Below are 18,177 nucleotides of genomic sequence, written 5' to 3'. Positions count from 1 at the left end.
TCGCATCGTCAGCGTCTGATGGATGGGAATGAGCGTCGCATCCACTGAGACGGGCCTGCGCAATCCTGAGCACCGGTCCCCAGGCACAAGGTCACGATGATCACCATCGAACTCAGCGATGAACAGCGCCAGCTGCTGTGGGAATTTGCCCGCCCGCACACCGCTGCCCACGCCGAAGCCGGCATCGAGCCGCCGTGTGTGCGGCTGGAGATCGAACTGGGCGGGCCCTATGGTTGCGAGGCCAGTGCGGTGATCGGGCCGGCCCGCCGCGGCCTGGGCGAGGTGGTGGTCAATGTGCATGACGGCCCGGCCCACTGAGCATGGCCATCAGCCTGGAATGCCTGAACCTGATCATCCCGGTGGCACGCATCGGCCGGGTCTGGCCGGGTGGCTTTGCCGCCTTCTGGCACGCCCATGGCCGCCAGCCGCGGCTGTGGCATGACGGCCGCCTGCTGCGTGACGGGGCCCTGCATCTGGAGCAACTGCAGCTGCAGCTGGCCTGGTGGCAGCAGCGTGGTATCGGCCTGGCCGCCGGCCCGGCGCACAGCCAGGACCTGTGCGTGGTGGACAGCCAGCGCGGTTTGATCAGCAGCCCGTGTGACTGGCTGGAGCTGGACATGGGCCACGCCCGCGCGCGCCTGCGCCGCTGAAACTCGCCAGCCCGTGCCGGCTGGCTGACAATGCGATGGTGCCGGGGCCAACGCCCGGTGGTGATCAGGGGACCGGGCCGATGGCTCACAGCAACAGCGACTTCCGTCTTTACGACTCCAACGCACTGGACATGCTGGCCCAGCTGCTGGCCGCCGAACTGGCGCGCGCGGTGCCCGGGCAGTCGCCACTGGAGCCGGATGTGGTGCTGATCCCGCAGGTGGCCATGCGGCGCTGGCTGCAGGCCACCCTGGCCGAGCAGTACGGCATTGCCGCCAACCTGGAGTTCCTCACCCCCGGTGAGTTTGTCGGCCGCGCGCTGGCGGCCAATGTGCCCGGCGACAAGGACGACCTGGATGCGGCCGCGCTGCAATGGCAGCTGCATGCCGCGCTGGGCGATGCGCAGCTGATGGCGGCCCCGGCGATGGCTGCCCTGGCCGGTTACCTGGCCGGTGGTGATGCACTCAAGCGCTGGTCGCTGGCCGGCGAGCTGGCGGCGGTGTTCGAGAAATACCAGGCCTGGCGCCGCGACCTGCTGCTGCAGTGGGAAGCCGGTGCCGAGGCCACTGATGCCCAGGCCCTGCTGTGGCGGCATATCGCTGCCGGGCGCAATCACCGCGCGCGGCGCATCCAGCACTATCTGGATGGCTTCTCCAACCCGCACAACCCGTTGCCGCAGGGCTTGCCGCCGCGCCTGTTCGCCTTCGCCGTGCTGGGCATCTCGCCGGACGTGCTGCGCGTGCTGGCCACCCAGGCCCGTGCCGGCATCCTGCATTTCTACCTGCCCACGCCAACCCGGGGTTACTGGGGCGACCTGCAGGGCGTGCGTGCGCGCATCGGCCAGGGCCTGGACGATGTGCTGACCGGTCTGGAGGGCGAGAACCCGCTGCTGGCGGCCTGGGGCGCGGCCGGGCGCGATTTCATGGCCCTGCTGGGCAATTACGAGGTGGTCCATCCCAGTGCCGAGATCGAGGTCTATGTCGATCCGCTGGACAACGATCAAGCCCCGTTGGCGGCCGCCGGGCTGGGGGACAGCCTGCTGCGCCACCTGCAGGCCGACCTGTTCCACCGTCGCCCGCCGCCGCAGGCTGCCGAGCAGCGGCTGCCACAGCTGCGCCGGGAAGATCCTTCGCTGCAGCTGCATGCCTGCCATACCCGCCTGCGTGAGCTGCAGGTACTGCATGACCAGCTGCGCGGCCTGCTGGAGGACCCGCGCTTTGACCCGCCGCTGCAGCCGCGCGACATCGCCGTGCTGTCCCCGGACATCGACCCCTACGTGCCGTACCTGGAAGCGGTGTTCGGAGGCCGTGGCAATGATGCCGGGTCCCTGCCCTGGGCCCTGGCCGACACCAGCCCGCTGGCCGGTGAACCGCTGGCCGAGGTGTTCATCCGCCTGCTGGCCTTGCCGGTGAGCCGCTTTGGCCTGGGCGAGGTGCTCGACCTGCTGGCCAGTGCGCCGCTGGCCGAATCCAGCGGGCTGGATGCCGATGACCTGGAACGGGTGCGCCTGTGGCTGGACCAGGCCGGTGCGCGCTGGGGCCTGGATGCCGGCCATCGCCAGGCACACCAGGCACCGCAGGACGCCAGCTACACCTGGCAGTTCGCCCTGGACCGCCTGTTGCTGGGCCATGCCAACGGCCAGGACAGCGATGTGGCCGGGGTGGCCGCCTTGCCGCTGCTGGAAGGCGGCGCGCTGGACGTGCTGGACGCGGTGATGCGTCTGCTCGGCGTGCTGGCGCGTTACCAGCGTGAGCTGGACCACGCGCTGACCCCGGCGCAGTGGAGTGCGCGCCTGCGTGAACTGCTCGGCGCGGTGCTGCCGTCCACCCCCGCCACGCCGGCCGGCCAGCGAGCGCTGGACCGTCTGCGCAAGTTGATCGCCCAGTTCGAGGAACAGGCCGACAAGGCCGGCTATGCCGACACCCTGCCGGCCGACGTGGTGCGGGCCCATTTCAGCAACCAGTTGTCCCAGGCCGATACGCGTGCGCCGCTGCTCACCGGCGGTATCAGCTTCGGCCGTATGGTGCCGCTGCGCCTGCTGCCGTTCCGGGTGATCTGCGTGCTCGGTTTGAACGATGGCGACTTCCCGCGGCGTGATCCGGCGGCCGGGCTGAGCAAGCTGGTGGCCGACCTGCACAACGGCCAGCGCCGGCATGGCGACCGTTCGGTGCGCGAGGATGACCGCTTCCTGTTCCTGCAGCTGATGGCCTCGGCCCAGGATGTGTTCTACCTGAGCTGGATCGGCAGTGATGCACGCGATGGCAGTGTGCGTGAGCCATCGGTGCTGGTGGACGAATTGATCGAGGCGGCGGCAGCCTGGCATGCGCAGCCGGAAGAGGCCGCGCGTGGGCTGGTGGTGCGGCATACGCTGCAGCCGTTCGCCCCGGCGGCATTTGGCGAGGATGCCGAGCCACGCCGTTTCAGTTACCGCAACCAGTGGCACGCGGCGGCCCTGCAGCTGGGCCAGGCCCGGCAAGCGCTGCCGGCCTGGATCGACCGCCCGCTGGCACCGCTGGTGCGGCCGTTGGCGATCAGCCTGCCCGAGCTGCGTCGCTTCTTTACCCAGCCGGCAACGACCTGGTTGTCGGCACGCCTGGGTATCCGTCTGCCCGAGCCGGCGCAGGCGCTGGAGGATATCGAGCCGCTGGACCTGGCCAGGCCCGGCCTGGAGCGTCACCAGTTGCAGCAATGGCTGCTGCAGGCAGCGCTGGCCGATGACAGCGAGCAGCTCTACGAGCGCCTGCTGGCGCGTGGCAAGGTGCCGTCCGGTGCCTTCGGCCGTGGCCAGCTGCAGCGGTTGCTGGCCGATGTGCAGCCCTACGCCCAGCTCTGGCGCGACGGGGTGGATACGTCTGCCCTGCACAGCCTGGCCTGCAGCGTGGAGATCGACGGCATCCAGATCCATGGCCGCGTGGCCGACGTGCTGGAGCAGCGCGTGCCGCGCCTGCGCATCGGCAAGCGCAATGCCAGCACCGTGGTGCGCAACGGCCTGGACTGGCTGCTGCTGGCCGCCTCCGGGCAGGGGCGGGAGCTGTGGCAGCTCTACCAGGGCGAGGAGGACAACCTCGGCCCGCACCTGCAGCCGGCACTGGGCGAGCAGGCCGCCAGAGCGGCCCTGGCCGAGCTGGTCGGGCTGTACCTGCAGGGCCTGCAGCAACCGCTGGCCTATGCGCCCCGCACCGCCCTGGCCATCCATCAGGCAGCGGCCGACGCGCGCCTGGAAGCGGCGGCCAGCAGTTGGTATGGCAGTGACTACAGTTATGCCGAAGCCAGTGAGGACAGCCACCAGCTGGTGTACCGCGGGCGTGATCCACTGGCCGGGGAGGCGTCGTGGCAGCGTTTCGAACAGACCAGCCTGGCGGTGATGTCGCTGCTCACCAGTGGCCGGGCTTACCGCCAACCACAGCATGATGCAGACGGGGAGGACGCCTGATGCAGGCCATCGACAAGGACGGTCAGGCGCCGGTCAACCGTGATCCGCTGGCCGTGCCACTGGGCGGGGTGCAGCTGATCGAGGCCAGTGCCGGCACCGGCAAGACCTACACCCTGGCCACCCTGTTCACCCGCCTGGTGGTGGAACAGCACCTGCGCATCGGCCAGGTGCTGGCGGTGACCTTCACCGATGCGGCGACCCAGGAGCTGCGCAAGCGCATCCGTGCCCGCCTGGCCCTGGCGGCCGGGCAGGTGATGCAGTGCGATGAACATGCCGAATCGCCCGAGATCGCCCTGACCCGGCAGATCCTGGCCGCGCACATGCAGCGCAGCGGGGAAACCCCGGCGGCACTGGAACGCCGCCTGCGCCTGGCCGCCGAGGAAACCGACCTGGCCGCGGTGTTCACCATCCATGGCTTCTGTGCCCGGGTGCTGAGCGAATACGCGCTGGACAGCGGCCACCGCCTGGATGGCCCGGAGCTGGTCACCAACCTGCGCCCGTTGCATGCCGAAGTGGCGGCCGACCTGTGGCGGGTGCTGGCCCAGGACGCCGAGCAGGTCGCGGTGCTGACCACCCTGTGGAGCAACCATGAGGAGCTGGCCAAGGACCTGCCGGCCCTGCTTGGTGAGGAGCCATTGTTCCCGCAGCCGATCGCAGCCGGCCCCGATGCGCTGTCACTGACGCAGGCGATGCAGACGCTGGCTGCCGCCGTGCCGGCCCTGCAGCAGGCCATTGCCGAACATGCCGGCGATTTCCAGCAGGCCCTGCTGGCGGCCACGGAAAACAAGTGGCTCAACGGCAACAGCTACAAGGCCGCCTGGATCAACGCCCTGTTCGAGCAGTTCCGCCAGTGGGACGGGCAAGGCCCGCTGCACGACAAGGCGGCCAACCTGTTGCCGGAAACCCTGGCCGCGCGCACCTCCAAGGCCGGTGCCGGCAAGACCCCGGCCTCGCCCCTGCAGGGGCCGCTGGTGCAGTGGATGCAGGCCAGCCAGAGCGTGACGGCGGTGCTGCGCGGGCAGGCCATTGCCCTGCTGCACAGCCTGCGTGGGCAGGCCCGCGAACGGGTGGCGCATTTGAAGTCACAACGCCGCCTGCAGACCTATGACGATTTGATCGAAGGGGTGGCGCGCGCGCTGGAAGGCCCGCGTGGCCCGGTGCTGGTGGCGCAGCTGCGCCAGCAGTACGCCATTGCCCTGGTCGACGAATTCCAGGATACCGACCCGCGCCAATGGGCGATCTTCCGCCGTGTGTTCGGCGACAGTGCCGAGGTGGCCGCCGCCGGCAAGACCCCGGCCCTGTTTTTGATCGGTGATCCGAAGCAGGCCATCTACGGGTTCCGTGGCGGTGATGTGCACACCTACCTGGATGCCCGGCAACAGGCCAATGTGGCCCTGATGCTGGACCACAACTACCGCTCGCGCCCCTGCGTGTTGGCTGCCATCGATGCGCTGTACGCCCAGGCCGGGGCCAGGGGCTTCAGCCAGGAGGGCATTGTGTTTGACCCGGTGCATGCCGGGCGCGTCGATGCCGATGCCGATTTCAGTGTGGATGGGCAGCCGGCCCCCGGCCTGGTGCTGCAGCAGGTGGCCAGCGACAGCGACAAGCCGCTCAAGGCCGAGCAGTCGCGCCAGCTGGCCACCGCGCTGTGCGCCGATGCCATTGCCACGGTGCTCTGGCAGGGGCGGCAGGGCAGCGCGTTGATCAAGGGCCGGCCGGTACAGGCCGGTGACATCGCGGTGCTGGTGCGCAGCCACCGCGAGGCCACGATGATCCAGCAGGCCCTGCACCAGCGCGGGGTGGCGGCAGTGGCGGCGGGCAAGCAGAGCCTGTTTGCCAGTGAGCAGGCGGCCGAGCTGCGCCTGCTGCTGCTGGCCCTGCTGCAACCGGCCGATGAAGGCCGCCTGCGTGCGGTGCTGTCCACGGTGCTGCTGGGCATCGATGCGGCGGTGATTGCCGGCCTGGACAACGAGGGCGATGACAAGCGCGGGCACCAGAACCGCCTGCAGCTGTGGCGTGAGCGCCTGCAGCGTGGCGGCCCGTATGCACTGGTGGCCGACCTGTGCGCCGAACAGGCGCCGCGCCTGCTGGCCATCAGCGATGGCGAGCGGCGCATGACCAACTACCTGCAGCTGGCCGAATTGCTGCAGGAAGCCTCGCGCAAGGTGCTCGGCCTGCCCGGCCTGCTGGATTGGCTGGAGCAGGCCATGGCCATGGCCGACAGCAACGACGAAGCGCAGCTGCTGCGCCTGGAATCGGATGCCCGCCGGGTGCAGATCATTACCCTGCACAAGAGCAAGGGCCTGGAATACCCGCTGGTCTACCTGCCTTTTGTGGGTATCGGTGGCAGCGGCAACAGCCGTGACCGCCACACCGTGGTGCAGGTGGACAAGCAACGCCAGCGGCATTGGAAACTGGACAAGGAAGACCCGGCCTGGAAGGGTGCGTTGAGCCTGCGCAAGGCCGAGGACCATGCCGAAAGCGCCCGCCTGCTGTATGTCGGCCTGACCCGCGCGGTGCACCAGTTGTGGCTGCTGCACGGCGATCTGGCCGGAGCCAGTGGCACCACCTTGCAGGCAATGCTCGATGGCCTGGCCGAGCATCCGGCCATTGCCGTGCTGCAGGCGCAGGCACAACGCCCGCCGGTGCCGGTGCTGCCGGTGGACAGCCAGCAGGCCATTGCCCCGGTGCGCGCGATTGCCCGGCCGTTGGCCGTGGACTGGTGGGTATACAGCTTTACCCAGCTGGCCCACGCCGAGCGCGGTGCCGACCTGTCCGCGGCTGCCACCCAGGCACCCACCGCGGCCGAGGACGAACCGGCCGACAGCCAGAGCCCGGAACTGGCCGGCGAGGCGGTGGTGGAGCGCATTGCCTTTGACCGGCGCTTTTCCGGCAGCCGTTTCGGCAACGCCCTGCATCTGGCCCTGGAAAACAGCGATTTTGCCGCCTGGGCCGATTGGCAAGGCGGCCAGCCGGCACCGCCCGGTGCCGAGCAGGCCCTGCTCAAGGAGCTGCGCCGCGAAGGCTATGGCGCGGGCGATCGCGATCCTGCCGGGCAGCCGGTGGCGTTGCCTGATGATCTAGCCCGGACGCGGGCACAGCAGGAACTGGACGATGGCCTGGCCCTGCTCACCGAGCTGGTTGGCCAGACCCTGATCGCGCCCCTGCCCGAAGGCACCCGCCTGTGCGATGTGCCGGCCAGCCAGCGGCGGGCCGAAATCGAGTTCCATTTCGCCCTGCAGCCTACCCGCGTCGGTGAGCTGCTGGCCCTGCTGCATGCCCATGGGGTGGTGTCCAGCCGCCATGGCTTCGGCCTGCGCCAGCGGCTGGAGGGCCTGATGACCGGCAAGATCGACCTCACCTATACCCACAATGGCCAGTGGTTCGTGCTCGATTACAAATCCAACCGCCTGCCACGCTATGACGCCAGCGCACTGGAGCAGGCCATGGCCAGCAGTGAGTACGACCTGCAGGCCCTGCTTTACACCGTGGCCCTGCATCGCTGGCTGCGTTTCCGCCTCGGCAGCGGCTATGACTACGCGCGTGATTTCGGTGGCATCCGCTACCTGTTCGCGCGCGGCCTGGATGCCAGCGACGCGCAGGCACCGGGCCTGCATGCGCGGCGTTTCGATCCGGCCCTGGTGCATGGGCTGGATGTGTTGTTTGCCGGTGGTGAGCAGGCCCATGCACGCCTGATCGGAGCAATGGCATGAACCTGTGGCAGGCATTGAATGCCGAACAAGGGCTGCGCACGGTGGATACCGCCCTGGCCCACAGCCTGGCCCGGCTGCGGCCGGATACCGATCCACTGGTGCTGGCCGGCGCCGCTCTGGCCGCGCATGCGGTGGCCCAGGGCCATGCCGCGCTGCATCTACCCGCGGCCAGCCAGTTGCTGGAAGCGGCCTTGCCCTGGCCGGCCATCGATACCTGGCAGCAGGCGCTGCAGGCCTCGCCCTGGGTGGCCACGCCGCAGACCCTGCTCGAGCCCAGTGCCGCCGAGGCGGTGCTGGTGCTGGAGGGGCAGATGCTCTACCTGCGCCGTTATCGCGAGTTCGAACGCCAGCTGGCCCTGGACCTGCAGCGGCTGGCCGCGGTGCGCGTGCCGGAATTCTCGGCTCCGGCCCTGGCACCGCTGTTCGCCCAGCTGTTTGCCGATGCGCGCAACGATCAACAGGCGCGCGCGGCGGCGATGGCGCTGCGGCATGCCGTGCTGCTGGTGACCGGTGGCCCGGGTACCGGCAAGACCACCACCATCGCCCGCCTGCTGGTGTTGCTGGCCGCCCAGGCCAACGCCGCCGGGCAGCCGGCCCTGCGTATCGGCCTGGCCGCGCCGACCGGACGCGCCGCCGAGCGCATGGCCGAAAGCCTGCGTGTGGCCTCGGCCCGGCTGCAGGCGCAGGGCATTGCCGGCGATCTGCTGCAGGTGCTGCAGGGCAGTGGCTCCACCGTGCACCGCCTGCTCGGGGTGATTCCCGATTCGCTGGAGTTCCGCCACAACGCCGACAACCCGTTGCCGCTGGATGTACTGGTCATCGATGAAGCCTCGATGGTCGGCCTGCCGCTGATGACCCGCCTGGTCCAGGCCATTGCCGATGGCACCCGGCTGATCCTGCTTGGTGACCCGGACCAGCTGCCCTCGGTGGATACCGGCGACGTGCTGGCCGCCTTGTTGCGGGCCAGTGGCTCGGGCCTGCAGCTGGCGGCCGACGATGCCCGCGCGCTGGCCGGGCTGCTGGGGCCGCTGGATGCCGGCCAGATCAGCGGACAGGCCTCGCCATCGCCGGCGCGGCGTGTCCATCTACAGCGTGGCTGGCGTCAGAGCGAGCACCTGCATCTGGCCCCGCTTGCCCAGGCCTGTCGCCAGGGTGATGCCGCCAGCACCGTGCAGCTGCTGCGTGAGGGCGGGCTGGACGGGGTGCACTGGTACGAGGACCAGGGCGATGCCCTGGCCAGCGGCCGCACGCGTCTGTTGGCCCACGCCCGTGCGGTACGCAGTGCCGCCGATCCGGCCGCCGCCCTGGCCAGGGCCAATGACCTGCGCCTGCTCACTGCCGTGCGCGAAGGCCCGCAGGGGGCGGCCACCCTCAACACGCGTATCGAGGCATTGCTGCGCGAAGGCGGCGAGCGCTCGCCGTGGTTTGCCGGACGCTTGCTGCTGATCACCGAAAACAGCTACCGCCACCGGCTGTTCAATGGTGATGTCGGGGTCTGCTTTGCCGATGGGCGGGGCAAGCTGCTGGCCTGGTTTGCCGGCGACAGTGCCGGCGCGCCACGCGCCTTCCACCCTGCGGCCTTGCCGGCCCATGACAGCGCCTTCGCCATGACCGTGCACAAGGCCCAGGGCTCGGAGTACGGCGAAGTCTGGCTGCAGCTGCCGATGCGCGACAACCGCGTGCTCAGCCGTGAGTTGGTCTACACCGGCATCACCCGGGCCAAGGATGCCCTGCACCTGGCCGGCAGTGCCGACGTGCTGACCCTGGCCCTGGCCCGCCATGCCCAGCGCTGGAGTGGGCTGGCGCCGCGGCTTGGCAGTTGCCGTTGAATGCGTACATCAGAGCGCGCCGGAGAATGCCCGAATACCCCAGCCGCGGTCATGGTTCGAACCAACGGTGGCGCTTAAGATGACCCGGCTCGAGACATGGCCTGTGTTCTGGCCAATTCTCCTAATGAAATCAGGCTCGCCGGGTTGCCGGCAAGCGCCATTGAACGGTGTCCAGCCAGGCTGGGCCCATTCACGAAGGAATGAATGGAATGTTTGAAAACGCCTTCAACAACATCGACCGTGCCATGCGCAACGACGAAGGTCTGGCCTCCGAGCTGGACTACGCCGAGCAGACCTCGTGGCTGCTGTTTCTCAAGTACCTGGACGACATGGAGCACGAGTGGGCCGATGAAGCCGAGCTCCAGGGTGATGACTACACGCCGCTGCTCGATCCGCCGTACCGCTGGGGCAACTGGGCGGCACCGAAAACTGCGGACGGCCAGTTCGATCCCAACGCCCTCACCGGCAAGGACCTGATCGATTTCGTCAACGGCGAGCTGTTCCCTTACCTCAAATCGTTCCGCGACAGCAGCGACAGTGCCGATTCGCTGGAATACAAGATCGGCGAGATTTTCGCCGAGATCGCCAACCGCTTCCGCTCCGGTTACACCCTGCGCGACGTGCTGGAGATCGTCGACACCCTCAACTTCGGCAGCAGCCAGGCCAAGCACGAGCTGTCGGACCTGTACGAAACCCGCATCAAGCGCATGGGCAATGCCGGGCGCAACGGTGGTGAGTACTACACCCCGCGACCCTTGATCCGCGCCATGATCCAGGTGGTCAAGCCGGTGATCGGCGAAACCATTTATGACGGCGCCTGCGGCTCGGCCGGCTTCCTTTGCGAAGCCTTCGACTACCTGCGCCGCGATGATCTTTCCGCCACCCAGTGGGACACCCTGCAGACCTGCACCTTCTACGGCCAGGAGAAAAAGTCGCTGGCCTATGTGCTGGGTGTGATGAACCTGATCCTGCACGGTGTGGATGCGCCCAACATCCGCCACACCAACACCCTGGCCGAGAACCTGATGGATATCCAGCAGGCCGACCGCCACGACATCGTGCTGGCCAACCCGCCGTTCGGCGGCGGCGAGCGCAAGGAAGTGCAGCAGAACTTCCCGATCAAATCCGGCGAAACTGCCTACCTGTTCCTGCAGCACTTCATCCGCAAGCTCAAGGCCGGCGGCCGCGGCGCGGTGGTCATCAAGAACACCTTCTTGTCCAACACCGACAACGCCAGCATCGAACTGCGCAAGGAGTTGCTGAGCAGCTGCAACCTGCACACCGTGCTTGATTGCCCATCCGGCACCTTCCAGGGCGCCGGGGTGAAGACCGTGGTGCTGTTCTTCGACAAGGGCGCGCCCACCCGCAAAGTCTGGTACTACCAGCTCGACCCCGGCCGCAGCTTGGGCAAGACCAATCCACTCAATGATGCCGACCTGGCCGAGTTCATCGCCCTGCAGGCGGACAAGGCCGACAGCGCCAACAGCTGGACGCTGGACGTGGAGAACATCGATCCGGCGACCTGGGATTTGTCGGTCAAGAATCCCAATACACCCGAAGCAGAAGCCCTGCGCAGTCCCGAGCAGATCATCGCCGACATGCTGGCGCGGGATGCGGAGACGGCGGCGCTGCTGGAAGAAGTGAGGGGGTTGTTGTGATGGCAGAGATCGCTGGTGATGCACTCACCCATGACAAAGCGAACTGGAGATATGTCCCGCTCAAGGAGGTTGCGGAGATTGGTGCAGGGAACTCCGCGCCGCAAAAAAAATATCTCTTCGAGGGCGGAACATATCCGTTTATCCGTACGTCGGATGTCGGCCAAGTCAGGTTTGGCGCAATAGATGGCGCGCGTGATCTGCTGAATAATGAAGGCATCTCCGGACTCCGGCTTGTACCGGCCGGAACCATATTGATGCCAAAGAGCGGCGCTTCCACCTTCCTCAATCATCGAGTGATGATGGCCGGTGAAGGTTATGTTTCAAGTCACCTTGCCACGATAACGGCTCGGCAGAACATTGCTGATCCGCGCTATCTCCTTTATTGTTTATCCACGATAAAAGCGCAGGAATTGATTCAAGACAACAAATATCCTTCGCTTACGTTATCAGTCATCGGAGATATCTCGATCCCGATGCCGCCGCTGGACGAACAAAAGCGGATCGTCGCGATCCTCGACCAAGCCTTCGCCGCTCTCGACCGCACCCACATCCTTATTGAACAAAATCGGTGCGCAGTAGATGAGATCTTCGACAGTGTCTTGGCCAATGTCGATGGTGAACAGAGTCTGCTGGGTGACCTTGTAACCATTCGAACTGGCAAGCTTGACGCGAATGCAGCCGTTGAGGGTGGCGAATATCCATTTTTTACATGTGCAAAGGATGTGTACGCAATCGATAGATTTGCTTTCGACTGTGAGGCAATTCTTCTTGCCGGTAATAATGCCGTTGGTGACTTCAATGTGAAGCACTATCGGGGGAAATTTAACGCCTATCAACGTACCTACGTGATTGCCATCAATGACACAAATCGACTCCTTTATCGGTATCTGTATTTTCAGATGATAAAGAAATTGAAGCATTTCAAGGAAAACTCTGTTGGGGTAGGAACAAAGTTTCTGAAGCTTGGAATGATAAATGGACTGAAAGTTTCGGTGCCGAACGTAGCGCAGCAACAACGTATCGTAACGATGCTGGATACCCTACTTGAGAAGAATCGACATCTCAAAATGCTCTACACCCGTAACCTCGCAGACCTTGATGACCTCAAGCAATCCCTGCTGCAAAAAGCCTTTTCCGGCCAGTTGACCTGAGCAACACCGAGCAATGAATGAAACCAACAGCTATGGACGGCCGTGGAAGGCATTTGAGGAGCAGTTGGAGCTGCTGACCGCACGTGGCATGAGCGTGTCCGATGATGCGTGGGCCGCGGCATGGTTGCAGCGAGCCGGCTACTACCGACTCAGCGCCTACTGGTATCCGTTCCGGGTGTTTCGCATGGAACAGGATGCAACCACCAAGGCACTGCGCTCGGTGCGCACGGATGAGTTCATGCCAGGCACCGCATTTTCCGATGCGGTCGATCTGTACCTGTTCGACCGCAAGCTGCGCGTGCTGCTGGCCGATGCGCTGGAACGCATCGAAGTGTCATTGCGGGTGGAGGTGGCCTATCGGCTGGGCAGGATCGATACCTTCGCCCATCTGCATGAGGACAGCTTCCACCCGTCGTTCCGCGAGCGGCGCGATGGCCGTTCCGGCATGAGCGTGTTTGCGGCCTGGCAGCAGAAGCATCAGGGACTGGTGGACCGCTCGAAAGAGGATTTCGTCAAGCATTACCGGCAGAAGCACGGCCCGGACATGCCAATCTGGGTGGCCATCGAAGTCTGGGATTTCGGCGCGGTGTCGCAGCTGCTGGCGATGATGAAGGTGGCTGACCAGGAGGCAATAGCCACCCGTTACGGCATTGGCGACTGGAAGGCGTTTGCCAGCTGGGTACGTGCGCTCAGCTACCTGCGCAACCTGGTGGCGCACCACAGCCGGGTGTGGAACCGCAACATGGTGTCCGAACCGAAGATGCCGGCATTACAGGCGCCGGCATGGTGCGCAGCGTTTGCAGGCAAGCCGGACTTGTTGGCCAAGCCCTTCGTCTATCTGGCCATCGTGCGGCACATGGTGGATGTGATCTGCCCCGGCAGCCAGTGGCGCAACCGTCTGGCTGACCACTTGCAGACCTTTCCGGTGCAGGCTTCCCAGCGCAAGCAATCCATTGCGGCGATGGGCGTTCCGAACGGCTGGGAAACTTGGTGGCTACCGGAACGCGGACAATAAGAACCCCCGCGTAAGTTCCGAAGAACCAAGAGGCAGGGGCCGTGTTGGGGCCAATGCTACAGGTACCAGCAAGCTGCATGCAAGCCGACGGCAGCAGAACGGCTGTCGGTGGAGTTGTTGGCTGCATTGCATAAGCTACGGCAACCGGCGACTATCGGTTGATCTGCGACTGCGTTCACATTCATGACGGAAACCGAAGCCGATACCCGCGCCAATCGAATTGACCCAGTGTTGCGTGATGCGGGCTGGGGTGTGGTTCCCGGTTCACATATCGCGCGCGAACTGACCATCTCTCCTGGGCGGATTCTGGGTGCGGGCCAGCGCATGGCGGCGCTGTCTGCCGACTATGTTCTGTCTTACCGCGGCCGCCAATTGGCGGTGCTGGAAGCCAAGCGGGCCGGCCTGGGGCACACCACTGGGGTTGGCCAAGCCAAGCAATATGCCAGCCTGCTGAAGGCACGTTTCGGCTATTCCAGCAATGGCATTGGCTGGTACGGCATCGATATGCACACGGGCACGGAAGCCGATATGGCACTGCCGTTCCCCAGCCCGCAAGAGCTGTGGCAGCGCTGCTTTCCGGAGGGCAACGATTGGCGAGAGCGCTTTGGCGCGGTGCCGTTCGAGACCGGCGGCGGCAAGTGGCAGCCTCGCTATTACCAGCACAACGCCATCACTGCGGTATTGGAAGCCATTGCCCAGGAGCGCGACCGTATCCTGCTGACCCTGGCTACCGGTACCGGCAAGACGTCCATTGCCTTCCAGATTGCCTGGAAGCTGTTCGAATCGCGCTGGAACCTGAGCCGCGACCCGGTACGCCGCCCGCGCATCCTGTTTTTGGCTGACCGCAACATCCTGGCCGACCAGGCTTACAACGCCTTCAGTGCGTTTGCGCCGGATGCGCTGTGCCGCATCAGCCCGGAGCAGATCCGCAAGCAGGGCAAGCTGCCACGCAATGCCAGTGTGTTCTTCACCATCTTCCAGACGTTTATGACCGACGGGGGAGAAGCAGAAGAGCCGCAGCTCACCTTTGAAGGCTACGAGCCGGACTTCTTCGATTTCATCATCATCGACGAATGCCACCGCGGCGGCGCCAAGGATGAAAGCAGCTGGCGCGGCATCCTGGAGTACTTCAAACCGGCGGTGCAATTGGGCTTGACCGCCACGCCCAAGCGCGACACCAATGCCGACACCTATGCCTACTTCGGCGAGCCGGTGTACACGTATGCGCTGAAGGAAGGCATCGGCGATGGCTTCCTCACTCCGTTCAAGGTGCGACAGATGGTGTCGACGCTGGACACCTACCGTTTCAGCGACGGTGATGAGGTGCTGGCCGGCGAGATCGACCCGGACAAGGAATACAGCGAGGCAGATATCAACACCAAGCTGTTGATTGACGAACGTGAGATCAGCCGCGTGCAGGAGTTCATGGACCAGATCGACCAGCGCCAGAAGACGCTGGTGTTCTGCGCTACCCAGGACCATGCCGCGCGGGTGCGCAACTTCGTCAACCAGATCAAGGACAACCCCGACCCACATTACTGCGAACGGGTGACCGCCGATGATGGTGAATTGGGAGAGCGCCACCTGCGCGAGTTTCAGGACAACGAAAAGACCCTGCCGACCATCCTGACCACCTCGCAGAAGCTTTCCACCGGCGTGGACGCACGCAACGTGCGCAACATTGTGCTGTTGAGGCCAATCAAATCGATGGTCGAGTTCAAGCAGATCATTGGCCGCGGCACGCGCACCTTTGACGGCAAGGACTTCTTCACCATTTATGACTTTGTGAAGGCACACGAGCACTTCAATGACCCGGAGTGGGATGGCGAACCGCTTCCGCCGGAGCCGATAGGCAGGCCTAAGCCGGTTGGCCCCGGTGGTGGCCCGGATCCTTATCCGGTAGGGCCAATTACCCCGCCGGGCGGAGTGAAGGAGCCTGAATCCAAAATTGTGGTGAAGCTGGCCGATGGCCGCGAGCGCACAATTCGTTATCTTGGCGCGACGACCTATTGGTCAAACGATGGACGGATGATCACCGCACAGGAGTACATGCAGCAGCTGTTCGGCGATCTGAATACCTTGGTTATCGATGAGGACCAGCTGCGCACCACATGGAGTGACCCGGGACGACGAGAGATTTTTTTGCAGCGGCTGCTGGATATGGGCTACGGCAGAGAGCGTCTGGATGACATGAGGCGGCTGATTGATGCGGGCAACAGCGACATCTTTGACGTACTGGCTTACGTACGTTTCGCCCTTGCTCCCTTGGCACGTGCAGAACGGGCCGACGCTGCCCGTGGCAGTGCTCTGGGCGGACACGAGCCGCAGATGCGCGAATTCCTTGACTACGTGCTCAGCGCCTATGAGCGGCATGGTGTGGATGAACTGGCCCCGGCCAAACTGGGTGACCTGCTCCGCATCCGCTATGGTGGTGCCAATGATGCCAAGCGTCTGCTCGGATCCGTCGGCGAAATCCGAAATGCATTCATTGGCATCCAGGCACATTTGTTTCGTTGATTGATTTTGCTGTGTCGTTTTTAAGATCGATTTTTGTTGGGTATTCACCAGTGAATTCGGGCTGGGAAACTCTTCAAGAAGTGCAGGGTGGTTAAAACCCGAGAGTTAGCTGCAGGTGCCAGAACTCCATGGTTTGGTGGGCGTTGCGAGCTGCAGCGGCAGGGCCGGAAACAGCACCGAACGCAGGCCGAGCACACCGATCAGGGCTTCATCGCGGGCCTTGCCTTCGGCCACGTCCTGGGTGCGCAGCAGCGATGCATCCAACCGCTCGCGCAGGGCCTGGGGCGGTGGCAGGGGGCGGCGCTGGGCGACCTGGGCGCGGTAATGGCTGGCCACGTCGGCCAGGATGGCCTCGATCGCGGCCAGGTTCTCGGCCGGCAGGCCCAGCCGGGCCCGGCGCAGCTGCAGGATGTTCAGCCCCACCCGGGCCTCGGTGAGCATGTCCACCGAGGCGATGTTGCTGCCCGGCGGGGTGGCCGCCAGGCGCGGAGCCAGCAGGCCGAGCAGATCGAGCATGCGTGCGGCGAACTGCTGCCGGTCCTGCTGGCCATGGCCTTGCGCGGCATCGGCCAGGGTCTTCCAGCCCTGGCGTACCAGCCGGCGGGCGGTCCATTCGGCACCGACCGAGCGGAACTGGCGGGTCATCACCGCCGATACCGTAATGCCCAGCACCATGGCGGCGGAGGCATTGAGGAACACCTCCAGGTCGGCGGTGTAGTGCCCATGCAGGCCCAGCTGGGCCAGCAGTGTGTTGATCAGCGGCCACACGATCACCGAGGTATGGGTGCGGTAGACCAGCAGCCCCAGTGGCACGAACACCACGGCCAGCACCATCACGATGCTGCCGAACTCGTGCACCGAGGGCAGGATGCCGAACAGGTAGATGGTGGCCAGCACGGTGGCGGCCAGCAGGCACAGCAGGAAGGACACCTGGCTGGGAACCGGGTCGTCCTGCGAGGCGAAATACGCCGCCACGATGGCCGCCATCATCGCCCCGCTGTTGCCGGCTTCCCAGCCCAGCAGGATCCAGATCGCGCAATAGCACATCAGGGCGACCCCGGCGCTGGCAGCGGAAAACAGGGCCATGCCGTGGTCAACGTGCCGCGCCGGCCGCTGCTGGCGGTTGTCGGTGCGGATGCGGAAGCGGGCAATGCCTTCGGGCGGGTGGTCCTGCTCGATGGCCTGCTGCAGGGCGGCGCAGTCGTGCCACAGGTCCACCAGCTCTTCCAGGCGCAGCAGCAGGGTGACCTGCTGCAGGTGCTCGAGCTGGCCGTCAACGTCGGGTTTGAGTGCGCTGATGCGCTGGCGCAGGGCCTCGTATCCGCTGGCCTTGTCCTGGCTGGGCAGGGTCAGCCAGTGGGTGATGTCGTGGATCAGCCCATCCAGGTCGGCCAGCTCCGGCCGGTTGTCCGCGCGCAGTGCATTGAGGCGGTCGGCGATGGAGGACAGCACCGGCAGCAGCATCAACATGCGCTCGTGCAGGTGCTGCATGGATACCGCGGTATGGGCATGGCGCGGGTTGTCGCGGCGCACGAACTCGATCAGGCTCTCGAACTGGGCCAGGTCCGCGGCCAGGCGGTTGTGCGGGGCATGCGCCTTGTCGCCGGCCAGCACCGTGGCGCACCACTGGGCCGAATCGCCCATCCAGCTGTCGATACGGGCACGCAGCATCGGGCGTACCGGTTGCGGGAAGAACAGGGCGGCAAACAGCACCGCCATCATGGTGCCGAGCAGGATTTCCTCGCTGCGCGAGATCACCGTGGCGAAGATGTCCTCCGGTGCATGCAGCATCGGGAAACACACGATGGCCGAGGTATAGCTGGCCAGCAGGAAGGCATAGCCGCGCGGGCCGCGGTTGAGCAGGGCGATGTACACGCAGGCCGACAGCCACAGCGACATCACCGCGGCAAACAGCCAGGGCGTCTGCAGCAGCTGCGGCACCATCCACAGGGCCATTGCACAGCCGGCCAGGGTGCCACCGACCCGGTACATGCCCTTGGCGCGGGTGGCCCCCAGCCATGGCTGGGTCACCAGATAGACCGTGGCCATGGCCCAGTAGGGGCGTTCCAGGTCGCCCTGCAGGGCGATGTACAGGGCGGCGATGGCGGCCAGGAAGGTCCTCAACGAGAACATCCAGGCCTGGCGGTCAAGCAGCAGCATCGCAACCTCGTTGCTGGGTTTGCAGTCGTGGGAAGCGCCCATGGCAGGCGCAG

Annotated in this window: 10 protein-coding genes; 9 read left to right on the top strand and 1 reads right to left on the bottom strand. The window is 65.6% G+C overall.

Annotation, left to right across the window (positions count from 1 at the left end):
• The first annotated feature begins 96 nt into the window (after positions 1 to 96).
• The 9 genes from ABB30_RS06710 to hsdR all read left to right on the top strand — a co-directional run bounded on the left by ABB30_RS06710 (position 97) and on the right by hsdR (position 15,964).
• Complete coding sequence (locus ABB30_RS06710) at positions 97 to 318, top strand: hypothetical protein (protein ID WP_057637543.1); 222 nt, start codon at positions 97 to 99, stop codon at positions 316 to 318.
• Positions 319 to 320: 2 nt separating this feature from the next.
• Positions 321 to 650 (top strand): hypothetical protein, encoded by a 330-nt coding sequence (locus tag ABB30_RS06705; protein ID WP_057637542.1) that lies wholly within the window; start codon positions 321 to 323, stop codon positions 648 to 650.
• An 80-nt stretch (positions 651 to 730) separates the two neighbouring features.
• Positions 731 to 4,081, top strand: a complete 3,351-nt coding sequence (gene recC / locus ABB30_RS06700; protein WP_057637541.1) for an exodeoxyribonuclease V subunit gamma — start codon at positions 731 to 733, stop codon at positions 4,079 to 4,081.
• Positions 4,081 to 7,794 carry a UvrD-helicase domain-containing protein gene (locus ABB30_RS06695; protein WP_057637540.1) on the top strand — a complete coding sequence of 1,238 codons (3,714 nt, stop codon included), beginning with the start codon at positions 4,081 to 4,083 and terminating at the stop codon, positions 7,792 to 7,794. The genes recC and ABB30_RS06695 overlap by 1 nt, the downstream gene beginning before the upstream one ends.
• Positions 7,791 to 9,623: an exodeoxyribonuclease V subunit alpha gene (gene recD / locus ABB30_RS06690; RefSeq protein ID WP_057637539.1), complete on the top strand. Its 1,833-nt coding sequence runs from the start codon at positions 7,791 to 7,793 to the stop codon at positions 9,621 to 9,623. The genes ABB30_RS06695 and recD overlap by 4 nt, the downstream gene beginning before the upstream one ends.
• 209 nt (positions 9,624 to 9,832) lie before the next feature.
• Positions 9,833 to 11,281, top strand: a complete 1,449-nt coding sequence (locus ABB30_RS06685; protein WP_057637538.1) for a class I SAM-dependent DNA methyltransferase — start codon at positions 9,833 to 9,835, stop codon at positions 11,279 to 11,281.
• Positions 11,281 to 12,432, top strand: coding sequence for a restriction endonuclease subunit S (locus ABB30_RS06680; RefSeq protein WP_057637537.1), 1,152 nt, complete (start codon positions 11,281 to 11,283; stop codon positions 12,430 to 12,432). Before ABB30_RS06685 ends, ABB30_RS06680 begins: the two co-directional genes overlap by 1 nt.
• Before the next feature lie 13 nt (positions 12,433 to 12,445).
• Positions 12,446 to 13,447, top strand: a complete 1,002-nt coding sequence (locus ABB30_RS06675; protein ID WP_211263466.1) for an Abi family protein — start codon at positions 12,446 to 12,448, stop codon at positions 13,445 to 13,447.
• Between the two features lie 183 nt (positions 13,448 to 13,630).
• A complete protein-coding gene (hsdR, locus tag ABB30_RS06670; RefSeq protein ID WP_057637536.1) occupies positions 13,631 to 15,964 on the top strand; it encodes an EcoAI/FtnUII family type I restriction enzme subunit R in 2,334 nt (777 codons plus the stop codon).
• A 105-nt stretch (positions 15,965 to 16,069) separates the two neighbouring features.
• Here hsdR and ABB30_RS06665 read toward each other — a convergent pair whose 3' ends face one another.
• A complete protein-coding gene (locus ABB30_RS06665; RefSeq protein ID WP_057637571.1) occupies positions 16,070 to 18,124 on the bottom strand; it encodes an FUSC family protein in 2,055 nt (684 codons plus the stop codon).
• Positions 18,125 to 18,177: the final 53 nt, after the last annotated feature.

Source organism: Stenotrophomonas ginsengisoli, from assembly GCF_001431485.1.
GTDB lineage: Bacteria > Pseudomonadota > Gammaproteobacteria > Xanthomonadales > Xanthomonadaceae > Stenotrophomonas > Stenotrophomonas ginsengisoli.
Note: the sequence above shows the minus strand (reverse complement) of the source record. Positions and strands in the feature narration are given on the sequence as shown.